The following is a 13628-nucleotide window of genomic DNA, read 5'->3' on the forward strand; positions in this document are numbered from 1 at the left end:
ACGGTGCCGCCGACGAACCGCGAGGTCCGCCGCCCGAGTGCGGGCAGATTGGGCCTGCTGGACCCGAACGCCGAGCCGAACCTCGCATCGCTGGGGTGGGCGGACGCCGAGAGCGCTGACGTCCTGTGGGCGCTCTCGCGGGCCGCGGACCCGGACTGGACGCTGCGGGCCCTCGTGCGGCTGCGGGAGTCGGCGGGCGCGGACTGGGCCGAGATCGACGGCCTGATCCGCGGCGACCGGACCTTCCGCGGCAGGCTGTTCGGGCTCCTCGGCGCCTCGGACGCGCTGGGCGACCATCTCATCAGCCACCCCGCGTCCTGGCGTCTGTTGCGCGACACCGCGCCCCTGAAATCCCGCGACGACCTGATCGCCGCGATGCTCGCCACCGTCGGCGCCGTGAAGGTGCCCGGCCGGCGTGACGACGACCTCCTCTACCGCGCGGCGGTCACCGGCGGCGCCGCGATCGCCGCACTGCGGGACGGCTACCGCGACCTGCTCATGGTGCTCGCCGCCCGCGATCTCGCCGAGCTCGTGGAGAACGAGCCCACGCTGCCGTTCGCGATCGTGGGCGCGCACCTCGCCGACCTCGCCGACGCGGCGCTCACCGCGGCCCTCGCCGTCGCCGTCGCCACCGTGCATCCCGACAGCGACCCGCAGGGCCGCCTCGCCGTGGTGGCCATGGGGAAGTGCGGTGCGCGGGAACTCAACTACGTCTCCGACGTGGACGTGATCTTCGTGGCGGAACCGGCCGACGGGGCGTCGGCCCGGCTCGCGGGGGAGATGATGCGGATCGGCTCCGCCGCGTTCTTCGACGTGGACGCCGCACTGCGCCCGGAGGGTAAGGCGGGCAGCCTCACGCGCACGCTGGAATCGCATGTGGCGTACTACAAGCGGTGGGCGAAGACCTGGGAGTTCCAGGCGCTGCTCAAGGCCCGGCCGCAGACCGGCGACATGGAGTTGGGCTACGACTACCTGGCCGCGGTGAGCCCGATGGTGTGGGAGGCCGCCGAGCGCGAGGACTTCGTGCAGGACGTGCAGGAGATGCGCCGTCGCGTGGAGGAGAACATCGCGCCGGAACTCCGCGAACGCGAGCTCAAACTGGGGCGCGGCGGCCTGCGCGACGTCGAGTTCGCCGTCCAGCTCCTGCAGCTGGTGCACGGCCGCACCGACGAGACGCTGCGCGAACGGAGCACGGTCGACGCCCTCGCCGCGCTCACGGTGGGCGGCTACGTCGGCCGCGACGACGGAGCGAACTTCACCGCGTCGTACGAGTTCCTGCGCGGCCTCGAGCACCGTCTGCAACTGCGCCGCATGGAACGCACGCACCTGTTGCCGCCGCCCGACCACGAGGAGGCGTGGCGCTGGCTGGCCCGCGCCGCCCACATCCGCCCCGACGGCGACCGCGATGCCGCGGGCGTGCTGCGCGCGGAGCTCAAGCGGCAGTCGGCGCGGGTCCGGCGCCTGCACACCAAGCTGTTCTACCGCCCGCTGCTCGACTCGATCGCGAACCTCGACGCGGACGCCGTGAGCCTGAGCGACGACGCGATCGTCGCGCGCCTGGCAGCGCTCGGCTTCCTCCAGCCGCAGAACGCCCTCGCGCACCTCAAGGCGATGGCCGACTCGTCGCGGCGCGGCCGGATCCAGACGATCCTCCTGCCCACGCTGCTCGAGTGGCTCAGCGAGACGCCGAACCCCGACGCCGGGCTCCTGAACTACCGCAAGCTCTCCGAGGAACTCCGTGACGTCGAGTGGTACCTGCGGGTGCTCCGGGACGAGTCGGTGGTCGCGCAGCGCCTCATGACCGTGCTGGGCTCGTCGAACTTCGTGGCCGAGCTGCTGGGCCGCTCGCCCGAGGTGATCCGCCTGTACTCCGACGGCGCCACGGGCCCGAAGCTCGTCGAACCGTCGCCGCGCGAGGTGTACAACGGGATGCTCGCCGCGGTCAGCCGGGCGCACCACCGGGATCGGGCGATCGCGGTGGCGCGGGCCATGCGGCGCAGCGAGATCGCCCGCGTCGCCTCCGCCGACATCCTCGGGATGATGACGGTGCCCGAGGTGTGCGCGGCGCTGTCCTCGGTGTGGGGCGCGGCGCTGGACGCCGCGCTGGTCTCCGAGATCGCGACCTCCGTGGTCGAGCGCGAGTCCAGCCGCAGTGCCTACCCGCCCGGCGCGCCCGCCCGGATCGCGGTCATCGGTATGGGGCGCCTCGGCGGGCACGAGATCGGCTACGGCTCCGATGCCGACGTGCTGTTCGTCTGCGTCCCCAACGAGGGGTACGAGGATTCCGACGCGGTGCGCTGGGCCAATCAGGTCGCGGACGCCGTGCGCACCCGGCTCGGAGCACCGTCGGTGGATCCGGGCCTGGAGGTGGACACCGGCCTGCGACCCGAGGGGCGCAACGGTCCCGTCGTGCGGACCCTGGCCGCGTACCGCGCGTACTACCGGCAATGGGCGCAGCCCTGGGAGGTGCAGGCGCTGCTGCGGGCCACACACGTGGCCGGCGACGAGGAGATCGCCCGCGAGTTCCTGCACATGGTGGACGAGACGCGGTACCCGGACGGGGGCGTCTCGCCCGCCACGGTCAACGAACTCCGGCGCATCAAGGCCCGCGTCGACTCCGAGCGACTACCCCGCGGCGCGGATCCGGCGACGCACACCAAGCTCGGCCGCGGCGGTCTCTCCGATGTGGAGTGGACGGTCCAGCTCGAGCAGCTGCGACACGCCAGCGCGGTTCCCGCGCTCCGCAACACCTCGACCCTCGAGTCGCTCGACGCGATCGAGCAGAACGAACTCCTGCCGGCGGCCGACGTCGAGCTGCTGCGCGCGGCGTGGCTCACCGCCACCCGCGCCCGCAATGCTCTGTTCCTGGTGCGCGGCAAGCCCGTCGACCAGTTGCCGGGACCCGGGGCGGTGTTGTCCAACGTCGCCTACGTCGCGGGATGGCGGGGGAGTTCGCTGGACTACCTCGACGACTATCTGCGCACCACCCGGCGCGGGCGCGCCGTGGTCGACCGGGTGTTCTGGGGCGAGTAGCGGCGCACCGGGCAGGATGTCCGCATGGGATTCTTCTGGCGGACGGCGGCGAGCATCGTCGGCACGGCGGCTCTGCTGGGCGCGCTCCTCGCGCTCGCGCTGCACTTCTGGCCCGGCACCGACCGGGTGACGGTGGCCGCGGCCGCGGTCTCACCGGTCCTGTGGGCGGCGTGCGCGGCCCTCGCGCTGGTGTGCCTGCTGTACGTCCGCGCGCTGCTGCGGCTGGTGCTCGTCGCGGCGGTGATCGCGGCGGGTGTCTGGGTGCAGGCGCCGCTGTGGCGCGGCGAACCGGCGCCCTCCGGTACCGCGCTGACGGTGCTCACGGCGAACATCCAAGTCGGAGCAGGCGACGCGGACGCGCTGGCGAAGCTGGTGCGCGAAGACCGCGTCGACGTGCTCGCCGTGCTCGAGCTGACGGAGGACGCCGCGCAGCGGATCGCCGCGTCGACTATCGCGACCGACCTGCCGTATTCGCTGGTGCGGCCCGCGGGCCTCGCCAACGGCACCGCGCTCTACAGCCGGTATCCGTTGACGAGCACCGGCACGGTGCCCGGTTTCGTCATGACCGCGCTGACCGCCGTCGCCGCGGTTCCCGGTCGGGGAGACGTCCAGCTCTTCGCGCTGCACCCGATGCCGCCGCTCGACCCCGGCACGTGGGACTCCGAGCTGCGCCGCATCGGGACGCTGCTGCAGGGCGTGCCCGAGGGACGACCCGTCGTGGCGCTCGGGGACTACAACGCCACGTACGACCACGTGCGGTTCCGGAGCCTCCTCACGGGCGGGTACCGCGACGCCGGGCAACTCGCCGGCGCCGGATGGCTGCCCACCTACCCGACGGACAAGACCTACCCGCCGGTCGTCGGCATCGACCACGTCCTGCTGCGCGGGCTCGGCGCCGCCGAGGTCAGCCGCCACGAGGTGCCCGGCGCCGACCACCGCGCGCTGCTCGCGCGGGTGGGCTGAACGACGCCGTCTCCCACGGCGGCCACCGCGCGGCGGGCAGGAGGACGTACCGGGGGGATCAGGACGCGGACAGGATCTTGATCGTGAAGATCAGGGTGTCACCGGCCCGGATACCCGCCGAGGGCTCACCCATGACGTACCCGTCCATCGGCGCGACGGCCACACCGATCGACGAACCGACCTTCTGCCCGGCGATGGCCTTCTTGAAGCCCGGGATCACGCCGGCCAGAGGGAAGGACGCCGGCTTCCCATCGTCGTACGTGCTGTCGAAGCGCTGCCCGGTGCGGCCGTTGACCCCCAGATAGCAGACCGAGACCCTCGCGGTCTCCGCGACGACGGCACCGTCGCCGGGCGGATCGAACGCCTCGACGGTGGTCTCGTCCACCGAGAAGGGTTGCTCCACGGTGATCTGCGGGGCAGCGGTATCGGTGGGGCCGGTCACCACGATCGAGCCGCTCCGTCCCCGGAGGTTCCAGTCCGGTGCGTTCGCCGTATCGGGTGCGCCCGACGGGCACGTGGCGTCGGGAGTGCCGCACGCGGTGAGCGCGCCCGCCGCGAGGACGGCGGCGGTGACGGCGAGGGTCGGGCGGGAGACGCGCATGACACACGAACCTACCGCCACGTGTCTGCGGACGTGACCGCCACACGCCGCCGGCCCAGCCGGGCCGGCCGCGCCCGTCGCCGGGGAGCCGGGCGTACGGTCGGGGAGTGAGCAGCCTGATCCTCGTCAACGGCGCGCCCGGCTCGGGGAAGTCGACGATCGCGTCGGCCCTGGCGGCCGAGGTGCCGATGATGCTGGCGCTCGACATCGACGGGTTGAAACACGCTCTGGGGCAGTGGGACACCGATCCGATCGCGGCGGGCCTCCGGGCGCGCAGCATCGCGCTCGCCGCGCTGGGGGAGCACCTCGCCGCCGGCTTCGACGTGGTCCTCGGTCAGTTCCTCGCCCGCGAGGGCTTCATCGAGGAGTTGGCGCAGGTCGCGGAACGCCGCAGTGCCCGCTTCCACGAGTTCGTCCTCGACCTCGACGCGGAGACGCTCGCGGACCGTCTGGCGGCACGCGCGGCCGCACCCGACCGGCCGGAACACGCGATCAACAACCGGCTCGTGGGACCCGACGACGCGCCGGACCTGCGGGACGCGATGGTCACGGTCATGCGGAGGCGCCCCAGGGCCGTCCGGATCGACGCGACGCGTCCCGTCGCCGACACCGTCGCCGCCGTTCTGGCCCGCCTCGCCCGCCCCTGATACCTCCCCTCCGTCCGGCTCGCGGAGCGGTCCCGGTGTCGCCCGGCGATGCTTCTGCAACAATCGCGATATGGGGAGACGCCACGGTTGGGCCGTGAGTGCCGCGCTCGTCGCGGCGCTCACCGGCTGCACCACCACCGTCGACGGTGTAGCGACGGCCGGGGACCCGCAGCTCGACACCGGCGGCTACCGGGTGGGGCCGCGCGAGGTGCCGGAGCGGAAGGGCGACGACGCGATCGTGCAGATGAACATCCTCCTGTCCGACTACGTGATCGCCCCGCCCGACCTCGACGCGAAATTCGATTGGTACGCGTCCCGGCCCTATCCCAGCCTCGCGGGGTACACCTCGCAGTACAACGTTCTCGGCGCGCAGCTCGCCGATGCCGTCTCGCCCGGGCAGAAGGCCGGCGTGATCGGCGCGTTCACGGAGTCCCGCGCCGCGGACGCCCCGACGATGGCGGTGTTCGTCATGCGCTACTCGTCGGAGGAGCGTGCCGTGAGTGCCTTCGAGGCGGCGCGAGCACTCGTGCCGGGCGGCCGCCGGCTCGGCCCCGGTGTCGTCGAGGGACCCACACCGACGTCGTTCGCGCCCGGCGTCGCATTCTGGTCCCGCACCGCCGACTACGTGCTGTCCGCGGTGTTCCGGGGCGTCGACCGCCCGCGTGCCGAGGCCTTGGCCGCGGCGTGGTTCGAACGCCAACCCGCCCGCCTGAGAGAGGTGCCGTTCGCGGCGTCGCCGATGCCGCCCGCCGACAAGGACGGCATCATGCGGTACACCCGCCTCGACGAGGTCGGCGAGTCCGTGACGAGTTTCGTATCCGGTTACTTCTCCAACCGGGCGCTGGGCCTGGTCGCCGACGGCAGGTGGTCGGTGGGCCTGCGCACGCGGACGACGTTCCAGATCGAGCTGATCGGCGTCCAGGGTCGCAATCAGGTGATGCGCGCCGCCAGCGCGAACTTCGCCGCCGACTGGGTGGCGAACCAGGCGAGGATGTACGGGGCGCCCGGCGCGGACGACGGAGGCCGCGTCGAGGAGCGGATCCGCGGCCTGCCGCAGTCCGTGTGCGTGTCGCGCATCGCCCTGCTCCTGCAGCAGACGAACCGGGTGTTCGCGTGCCAGGTCGCACGAGGGCGGTACATCGCCGCCGCGCACGCATCCACCCTGGCGCAGGCCCAGCAGTCCACCTCCGCCGGATACCTCACGCTGCCGCAGCCCTGATTCCCGGGGCGCCGGCTCGCCCGCCCCGGGACAGACGAATCGGCCCGCGCCGTGATCGTCGTGATCAGGGCGCGGGCCGATGCGGTGGACACTCCGGACCCGGGATTCAGGATCCGCGGGTCAGTGGGCCACGAGGCTCACACGTCGTAGTAGAGCTCGGACCCGTACCTGCGGCTTTGGTGAAGCGAGCATCGGTGGGGAGTCGGAATACCGCGAGGTCAGAGCGTGACTAACGATGGGTGGTGACTGGCAGTGCTGAATCTACTGCGGGCCATCTGCGGGCGATCTGGTGTGACACCGCAGCTTGCGCTCGTTCCACCCGAACGAGTCGGTGCTTCGCAGTACCGTGCTCGGCATGAAGAGCACGGAGTGGGCGCCCCTGCGCCGCACAGCAGAACCGAAGGTCGACCCGACGAAGAATGACGGCCTGTACCAGGCCATCATGCCGCTCAGCGGCGTGGCCCCCGACGAGTGGGTATCGAACTTCAACGAGGGGATGAAGGCGAACGGACTGCGTGCGAACTTGAGCCACAGCGGGCGGCGGCACAACATCTCCCTCACGACCACTGAAGACGCGATCGAGCGTGATGTCGACGCGATCGACAAGGCCATCGAGAGCGCGAACCGCAACTACGAGACCAACCACCTCGAGGTGCTGCGCGCGAGGGAGGAGCGCAAGGCGCGCGAGGCCCAGGAACGCGAGGATGCCCTCGAGCGTGTCCGTGGCATCGCGGCCCGTCTCACCCCTCCGGCCGGGCCCGGTGCTGCACCGGAAGACCCTACCGGCGGCCAGTGGTAGTTCGGAGGGGCGGAACGTAGGCGCGGGGCGCACGGTTACGAGGTCGATGGTGCCGTGTCGATGTTCACCGATCGGACCTCGCGGATCCCGTGGTGCACCTTCTCCGACCACACGCATCGATCCTCCGCCGTGTCCCACACCTCGTACAGGCCGAGCCCGCTCTCGCGGACCTCGTAGCTGTTGCCGATGTAGACCTGCTGGTGGCCGTCGAGCTGCAGGGTGATTCGTCGTCTCTCAGTCATGCCCGGAGAGTAGCCCCGAGCCCCGACTCGTTCAGGTTCATCAGGCGGTTTCTACGACCTGCTGCTTCGGCGCCGGGCGCGGCTGCAGCCCTTCATGCCAGGCAACGCGCGTCGCGTGTCCGATTCGAGCGCACGACACACGGGCCGCGTGCACGCGACAGCACCACGCCCGGTTGGATCGCGTCCCAGCACGACGAAACCGGGGCCTGGATCAGCTCTCGGAGCCGCCATCGTGCCAGTTCAAGGCCAGAAACGGCCCCCGCTCGCGCCGCCCGTAAAAAAAGGGACCTGACTACCGGCCAGTCAGGCTGTGGGGTGGTCGGATTTTTCGGGCCGGGGGGTGAGGATGGTGTCTCCGGGGACGCGCTTGTCGGTGAACAGGTCGGGGATGCCGGCGGGGGTGATGGGGTGGAGGTTCCGGTCGAGTAGGTCGGCGCCGCCGAGCAGTAGGAGCCCGTTCGGGGTGAGGCTGTCGGCGATGGTGTGTGCGGCGCGCTGCTGGGCGTCGGGCGTGAGGTGGCGCCATACGTTGCGGGCGAGGACGACGTCGTACCGGCCGGGTGCGGGGTCGTCGGTGCCGAGTGCGCTCACGGCGAACGTGACGCGGTCGCGGATCGCGGTCCGCGGGTGCCAGCGGTTCTTGTGGCCGATGAGCCAGCGGTGGAGGTCTGGGTCTTCGGTGTCGTTGATGCTGCGGCTGGTGTAGGCGGCCTGGGTCGCGGCCCTGATGTGCTGCCGGTTGATGTCGGTGCCGTGGACTGTGCCGGGGATGCCGGCGCGCTCGAGGACGATCGCCATGGAGTAGGCCTCCTCGCCGGTTCCGCAGGCCGCGCACCACACGGATGCTGGCCGGTCGAGTGTGGCGAGCGTGTGGGCGGCGTATTCGAGGTCGCGGTGTAGTCGGAACCATCCGGTGACGATGGTCATTGGGTGACCGCCAGGACACCGCGGAAGCCGAGGCGTCGATGCACCTCGTGAGTCTCGAAGCCTGCCTCGTTGAGTGCGGCGTCGCTGTCGCGGTCGGTCATGCAGTGCATCACTCCGCGGAGGCTGGTGGACTTGCCGAGGATCTGCTCTGCGGTGAGTCCTTGGCTCGTCTTGAAGTCGTGGTAGAGCTGGGTCTCGATGTCCTGGGCGAACGCTGTGGCGGCCCGTACCTTCTCGTAGACGATCAGGGCGCCGCCGCGGCGTAGCTTGGCGGCGATCGCGCGGTACAGGGTGCGGCGTTCGTCGGCGGTGAGGAACTGCACCACGTGGTAGGCGATCACCAGGTCGAGGGGGCCGGGCGGTAGGTCGGTGGTGGCGTCTCCGACTGCGAACGTGGCGGCTGTGGTTCGGCGTCGGGCTTCGGCGATCATGTCGGGTTCGATGTCGAGGCCGTGCACGGGCGTTCGTGGGTGCCGGGCGGCGAGCTGGCCGGTGAGGGTGCCGGTGGAGCATCCGGCGTCGACGATGCCGGCGCCGGTCGCGAACCAGTCCGACAGGGCGAGGACGAGGTGGTGTCCGTGGTGGTAGTCCGGGATGCTGCGTGCGGCGTGGTCGTCGAAGGTCTCGGGCGTCGGGGAGGCGAAGCTCCAGCGGCGCTGTGAGGTGGGTGTCGTCATCGGGGGTCCTCGGCTTGGTGGTGGGAAGCCCCCGACTGCTGGCCTGGGAGGGGTTCAGCGGTCGGGGGCTTCGGTCACGGGCGCTGGTGAGCTGCCTGGCGAACTCCGGGGAGACCCGTGTCTCGCTCTACCATCGGTCCGCGGTGTCCTGCTGGCGACCAGGGGACCTGTGCAGGTGCGGTGGCGTTGACGCCCGTGAGGTTCAGGGGGGCAGGGCTATCGGACCCACCCGGGGGCGCCGGTGTCGTCGTCGGTGTCGACGCTGTGCCCGATCTCGCTCATGGGTACCGCGGTCTCGCGGGGGATGGACGCGAGGACCTGCTTCATGGCGGGGTCGGCGGCGCAGAGGGTGATCCAGTGCTGTCGGCGGCCGCGGGTGATCTTGCCCTGCCGTACGGCGTCGTCGACGGCTGCCTCGATGTCGGCCTTGGCGGCTGCCGCCTTGATCTGTGCGCCTTCGGCGGCCTGGGCCTTGAGGGCGTTGAGGCTGTCGCGGTCGATGACCTGCATGCCGATGCGGCCGGCGGCCGCGGCGATCGCGGACGGCTTGCCGACGGTCGCGGCTTCGCTGGTCGCGAGGTCGGAGACGGCGGCGATGACCTCGTCGGCGCTGGCTTCGTGAGCGAGGCCGAGGGCGGCGAGGAGTGCGCCCCACTGCTCGGGGGTGATCTCCGGGGGCTCGATGGGCTCCGGCGTGGCGGCCGGGTCGAGGGTGGGGTCCGCGGGTGCGGTGTCCTTGGTGGGCATGGCGGGTTCCTTACGCGAGGCCGTTGATGAGCTTGACGGCGGCGGGCTTGTTGACGGCGAACGCGGGCACGGCGTAGCTCTGCACCCACGTGGAGCGGGTGGCCTCGTCGCGCCAGGTGGTGACGGTGACGGGCTTCTCGAAGGCGATGACACCCGCCTCGCCGGCCTGGGCGACGAACGCGGACCCGACGGGCACGAGGGTGTTGGAGACGAGCTTGAGGCCGGCGCCTTCGAGCATCTTCCCAATGTCCTCGGCGTAGGCGGTGCGCAGAGCCGCGGCCTGGGTCGGGTGCACGACGAGCGTGTCGTGGACGACGCCGAGCTCCTCGAGGTCGGCGGCGAGCTGCGCGGCCGCGAAGTCCGCAGTCGGTCGGGACGCCGACGGCGTGATCTGGTCGAGAGGCCCGTCGAGGACGAGGCTGCCCCAGCTGTGACCGCTGACGGTCGACGCGGGGTCGTCGTCGAGGGCGTCGAGGAGCACCGACAGCGCGCGGGTGTCGAGCTTGCGGGCGATCCGGTTCGCGAGCTGCGTGGTCTGCATGTCCAGGTAGGACACATCGTTGCGCTCGATCTGCTCGTCGGTGATCTTGAACTTGCCGCCCCAGTCCTCGACGCGGGCGAGGCGCTGCTCGGGGTCGACGCCCTCGACGACCTTGTACTCCTGGCCGGGGGTCCGCTGCTCGACGTCGGAGCTGTACTGGTCGGAGGCCCGCAGGACCTGGTACAGGACGCCGCCGCCTTCGACGGGGTTGCCGAGCGAGTGGAAGAAGTTCGGGGCGACGAGCTGGGTGTCGGCGATCTTCGCGATCTGGTCGCGGATGGCGGTCGGGTGCTTGAGCGCGGCGTCGACGGTGAGCGTGCGGCCGGTCAGCGTGGGGAGCAGGGTAGGCATGTCGTGGGTTCCGTTCAGTAGAGGGAGATTTCGGCGACGCCGTTGCTGCTGGCGGCGGTGACGGCGTATCCGATGGCGACACCGGTGGTCTTGGTGACGACACGGCCGGCGGTGCCGACCTCGACCTCGGCGCCGGGGTCGATCGCACCTCCCGCGGTGACCCGGAGGACACCATCACGGGCGACGCCGACGAGGTCCCCGACTGCGGCGTCGTCGACGGCGACTCCGAAGACGCGGCCGCCGGCGGTGGCGTGGGCGACGGACAGGTTGCCGCCGGAGGCGCGGGCGGCGGAGATGAACACGAGGCGGCGGGCGGTGACCGCGGCGGTGGCCTGGGCGGTGACGTCGGCGCCGGGTGCGTAGACGCGAGGCTGCGGGATGGGAGTGGACACGGTTGGACCTTTCAGTCGTTCCAGCGGTTGAGCCGGGCCCGGCGGGCGGCGGCGAGTCGTACCCGGTCGCGGGTGACGTTCTGCGGGGAGCGGGAGGCGGCGACGAAGTCGCGGAGCTCGGCGAGGTTCCCGATCGCCGGGGCGGTGGCGCCGAGCAGCGCTAGGCCGGTGAGCACGAACGGCCAGACGGTGCCGTCGGCGTCCTCGTAGTCGAAGGTGGCTTCGAGGCTGCGGTTCGGGAAGTGCGATGGCGCGCTGTCGGCGACCCACTGCGGGACCCCGGCGAGGTCGCCGATGAGGACCTGCCCGCCTTCAGCGACGCGGAGGTTGTCCACCCACCCGATCGACGGGGAGCCGTCGAACCGGGGGTCGTAGTGGCCGACCTTGAGGACGGGCTTCGGGTGCACGCCGGCCTTGAACGCTCGGACCGCCTCGGCGAAGTCGTCGCTCGTGAGTGTCGTGCGGCCGGTGCTGGCCTCGAAGGTGCCGGCGCGGCCGATCTCGACGCCGCGGATGGTGACCCGCTTAGGCGGCGCGGCGCTCCGCTCGGGCGACGACGTCCGCGGAGAAGACGAGCCAGCGGCCGCCAGCGCGGAACGCGGGTAGGGTGCCTCGTCGGACGAGCGCGCGGACACCGTCCGGGGTGATCCCGAGGATCCGGGCCGCGTCCGCGGTGTCGAGGAGGTCATACGGTCGAGGATCGTCGTTCTGTGCTCCCGGTGCTGGATCTGTCGCGCCTACCGAATGTCCCTGTCGCGTAACGGGCGTCGAAACGCGACGGAGGCGGTCGATGAACGCTTCGGCGCGCGGTGAGCGGCGGATCCCGTGGCGCGTCAGCGCGGTCTGCGTCTCGGTGAGGACGTCGAGCAGGTAGCGGATCTCGCTGTCGGTCAGGATGATCGCGTCGAGACGTTCAGGCATCGCCGGTCTCCTCGTCGGGCACCGAGTAGAGCGTGGTGAGGCGGTCACGGAGTTCGGTGGGCTCGCCGACGCCTCGCGGGAGGCGCTGCAGCGCCCACAGCAGCAGCGGGAACACCTCTAGCATCGTCGGTTCCGCCGCGGCGAGGTCGGCGAACGCGTCCCCGGCGCCGTAGGAGTCGCGGGCGTAGCCGTGCACCACGATGCCGAGAACAGCGCGCTCGATCCGCAGCTCGCGCCGCACGGCAGACAGCGGACGTTCGGGGTGGTCGCTCATGCTGCGGGACTTCCTTTCGCGGGGCGGCCCGGTGCGGCCGGGAGGTTGGGGCGGCGGCCGGCGACGACACCGGCGGGCCGCTGTGTGGGGGTGAGCTGGGCCGCCCAGGCGGTGCACTCGGCCAGCGCGGGGCAGGTGTGCCGGCAGATACGGGCGGCGGCTTCGTGGCGGCGGCGGATGACGTGGGGCGGCTCGGTCTGCCCTGCGGGGGCGAACAGGTCGGTCTGCCCGATGCAGGCGGCGCCGGCCAGCGGTGCGGAGCCGGTGAGGATCCGCGTGAGGAGCCGGATCGCGCCCTCCTGGTCGTAGCTCACCGCAGACCCGCCAAGACGATCAACGGCAGCGAGATCAGCGCGAGGGTGCGCCGGTCGTGGGGCAGCCAGTGAGCCGCGGTGGGTGGCTGCCGGACTCCGTTTACCCACTCACCGCATCCACACTCGCCGGTGAACGCGTGACCGCAGTCGAAGTAGAAGCCGTAGGAGCGAACCAGTGCACCCGAGTACGTGTCCAGGCCGACCAACTCGACCCTGCTGGCCCGAACCGCTGGCCCCGTGCGCGCATACGCCCAATCCGGAACCCTTGGGCCGTTGCCGGGCCGCACGCGTCCGAACGCGTGGAACTCCTCATCAGGCATCGCGGTGTCGAGTTGGAGGTACACCGACTTGGTGATCTGGCGGTTGCCGACCTGGAGGACGCGGACCTCAGCGGTCAGCGTCTCCACGTTTGCGGTCGTGGTCATGCGGATCTCTCCTTCAGGTACTTCGCGGCCGCGTGGCCGTCGGTGGTGAGGGCATCGACCCACGTGTGCCACTCGTCGGGGAGTGGCCCATAGGTGGCCTCGATGAGGGCGTAGAGCGCGTGCAGGCTGTGATCCGTGCTCAGGTCCGGGGCGTCGACGGTCGGACCGCCGATCAGCTGATCGAGGCTCCGGAGCACCACGCTCACGACTGGCGCCCAGTCCGTGCGTCTTTCCGCGGTGGTCGCAGACCACCGCCGCATCAGCGCGTTGACGACGTCGAGCCGCAGATGGAGATCCGCAGCCTGCTTCGTCAGCGAGGCCGTCGTCAGCCCGTCGGGCGGGAACAGCCGCTTGCCGTCGGCGCCGACCGAAGCGCGCGCGCTCGCGCTGGATACTTCACTGGGTACTTCTATGGATACTTCGGGGGACATGGGTGTCCCTACCGAGGTGACACCGGCGTCCCTAGGTAGGGACACGGGTGTCCCTAGGGTCGCTGGTGTCCCTAGGGACGTGGGTGTCCCTACCTCGGGGATGACAAGTTCGTACCGCGTCGAC

At 71.4% G+C, this 13628-nt stretch carries 18 protein-coding genes; 5 read left to right on the top strand and 13 right to left on the bottom strand.

Annotation, left to right across the window (positions count from 1 at the left end; all coding sequences use genetic code 11):
• Window positions 1–3 precede the first annotated feature (3 nt).
• On the top strand, window positions 4–3033 hold the full coding sequence (locus tag ELY19_RS16000) for a bifunctional [glutamine synthetase] adenylyltransferase/[glutamine synthetase]-adenylyl-L-tyrosine phosphorylase (RefSeq protein ID WP_126197106.1): 3030 nt from the start codon (window positions 4–6) through the stop codon (window positions 3031–3033).
• Window positions 3034–3057: 24 nt separating this feature from the next.
• Entirely contained in the window at window positions 3058–3996 is a 939-nt protein-coding gene (locus ELY19_RS16005) for an endonuclease/exonuclease/phosphatase family protein (RefSeq protein ID WP_126197107.1), read from the top strand.
• 58 nt (window positions 3997–4054) lie between these two features.
• Here ELY19_RS16005 and ELY19_RS16010 read toward each other — a convergent pair whose 3' ends face one another.
• A complete protein-coding gene (locus ELY19_RS16010; RefSeq protein ID WP_126197108.1) occupies window positions 4055–4597 on the bottom strand; it encodes an FKBP-type peptidyl-prolyl cis-trans isomerase in 543 nt (180 codons plus the stop codon).
• A 107-nt stretch (window positions 4598–4704) separates the two neighbouring features.
• On the opposite strand from ELY19_RS16010, the gene ELY19_RS16015 reads away from it, so the two are divergent.
• The 3 genes from ELY19_RS16015 (at window position 4705) to ELY19_RS16025 (ending at window position 7262) form a co-directional block, all read left to right on the top strand.
• Window positions 4705–5244, top strand: a complete 540-nt coding sequence (locus ELY19_RS16015; protein WP_126197109.1) for a P-loop nucleotide/nucleoside kinase family protein — start codon at window positions 4705–4707, stop codon at window positions 5242–5244.
• Between the two features lie 94 nt (window positions 5245–5338).
• The gene (locus ELY19_RS16020) at window positions 5339–6463 is read left to right on the top strand and encodes a DUF7373 family lipoprotein (protein WP_126197110.1); all 1125 of its coding nucleotides are present in this window, start codon (window positions 5339–5341) and stop codon (window positions 6461–6463) included.
• 355 nt (window positions 6464–6818) lie between these two features.
• Entirely contained in the window at window positions 6819–7262 is a 444-nt protein-coding gene (locus ELY19_RS16025; RefSeq protein WP_126197111.1) for a hypothetical protein, read from the top strand.
• A 35-nt stretch (window positions 7263–7297) separates the two neighbouring features.
• Here the strand turns inward: ELY19_RS16025 and ELY19_RS16030 are convergent, their stop codons facing one another.
• The 12 genes from ELY19_RS16030 to ELY19_RS23840 all read right to left on the bottom strand — a co-directional run bounded on the left by ELY19_RS16030 (window position 7298) and on the right by ELY19_RS23840 (window position 13504).
• Window positions 7298–7504, bottom strand: a complete 207-nt coding sequence (locus tag ELY19_RS16030; protein ID WP_126197112.1) for a hypothetical protein — start codon at window positions 7502–7504, stop codon at window positions 7298–7300.
• A 303-nt stretch (window positions 7505–7807) separates the two neighbouring features.
• Window positions 7808–8431: a CheR family methyltransferase gene (locus ELY19_RS16035; protein ID WP_126197113.1), complete on the bottom strand. Its 624-nt coding sequence runs from the start codon at window positions 8429–8431 to the stop codon at window positions 7808–7810.
• The gene (locus ELY19_RS16040; RefSeq protein ID WP_126197114.1) at window positions 8428–9108 is read right to left on the bottom strand and encodes a class I SAM-dependent methyltransferase; all 681 of its coding nucleotides are present in this window, start codon (window positions 9106–9108) and stop codon (window positions 8428–8430) included. The genes ELY19_RS16035 and ELY19_RS16040 overlap by 4 nt, the downstream gene beginning before the upstream one ends.
• Window positions 9109–9324: 216 nt before the next feature.
• Entirely contained in the window at window positions 9325–9855 is a 531-nt protein-coding gene (locus ELY19_RS16045; protein ID WP_126197115.1) for a phage protease, read from the bottom strand.
• A 10-nt stretch (window positions 9856–9865) separates the two neighbouring features.
• Window positions 9866–10747 (bottom strand): major capsid protein, encoded by an 882-nt coding sequence (locus ELY19_RS16050; RefSeq protein ID WP_126197116.1) that lies wholly within the window; start codon window positions 10745–10747, stop codon window positions 9866–9868.
• A gap of 14 nt (window positions 10748–10761) precedes the next feature.
• Window positions 10762–11139 (bottom strand): DUF2190 family protein, encoded by a 378-nt coding sequence (locus ELY19_RS16055; protein WP_126197117.1) that lies wholly within the window; start codon window positions 11137–11139, stop codon window positions 10762–10764.
• Between the two features lie 11 nt (window positions 11140–11150).
• On the bottom strand, window positions 11151–11774 hold the full coding sequence (locus tag ELY19_RS23535) for a hypothetical protein (RefSeq protein ID WP_164711623.1): 624 nt from the start codon (window positions 11772–11774) through the stop codon (window positions 11151–11153).
• A complete protein-coding gene (locus ELY19_RS16065) occupies window positions 11665–12060 on the bottom strand; it encodes a helix-turn-helix domain-containing protein (RefSeq protein WP_126197119.1) in 396 nt (131 codons plus the stop codon). The genes ELY19_RS23535 and ELY19_RS16065 overlap by 110 nt, the downstream gene beginning before the upstream one ends.
• Entirely contained in the window at window positions 12053–12334 is a 282-nt protein-coding gene (locus ELY19_RS16070) for a hypothetical protein (protein ID WP_126197120.1), read from the bottom strand. Before ELY19_RS16070 ends, ELY19_RS16065 begins: the two co-directional genes overlap by 8 nt.
• Window positions 12331–12648, bottom strand: coding sequence for a WhiB family transcriptional regulator (locus tag ELY19_RS16075; protein ID WP_227966880.1), 318 nt, complete (start codon window positions 12646–12648; stop codon window positions 12331–12333). Before ELY19_RS16075 ends, ELY19_RS16070 begins: the two co-directional genes overlap by 4 nt.
• A complete protein-coding gene (locus tag ELY19_RS16080) occupies window positions 12645–13073 on the bottom strand; it encodes a hypothetical protein (protein WP_126197121.1) in 429 nt (142 codons plus the stop codon). The genes ELY19_RS16075 and ELY19_RS16080 overlap by 4 nt, the downstream gene beginning before the upstream one ends.
• The gene (locus ELY19_RS23840) at window positions 13070–13504 is read right to left on the bottom strand and encodes a hypothetical protein (RefSeq protein ID WP_227967369.1); all 435 of its coding nucleotides are present in this window, start codon (window positions 13502–13504) and stop codon (window positions 13070–13072) included. The genes ELY19_RS16080 and ELY19_RS23840 overlap by 4 nt, the downstream gene beginning before the upstream one ends.
• Window positions 13505–13628 lie beyond the last annotated feature (124 nt).

The organism is Tsukamurella paurometabola, assembly GCF_900631615.1.
Classification (GTDB): domain Bacteria; phylum Actinomycetota; class Actinomycetes; order Mycobacteriales; family Mycobacteriaceae; genus Tsukamurella; species Tsukamurella paurometabola_A.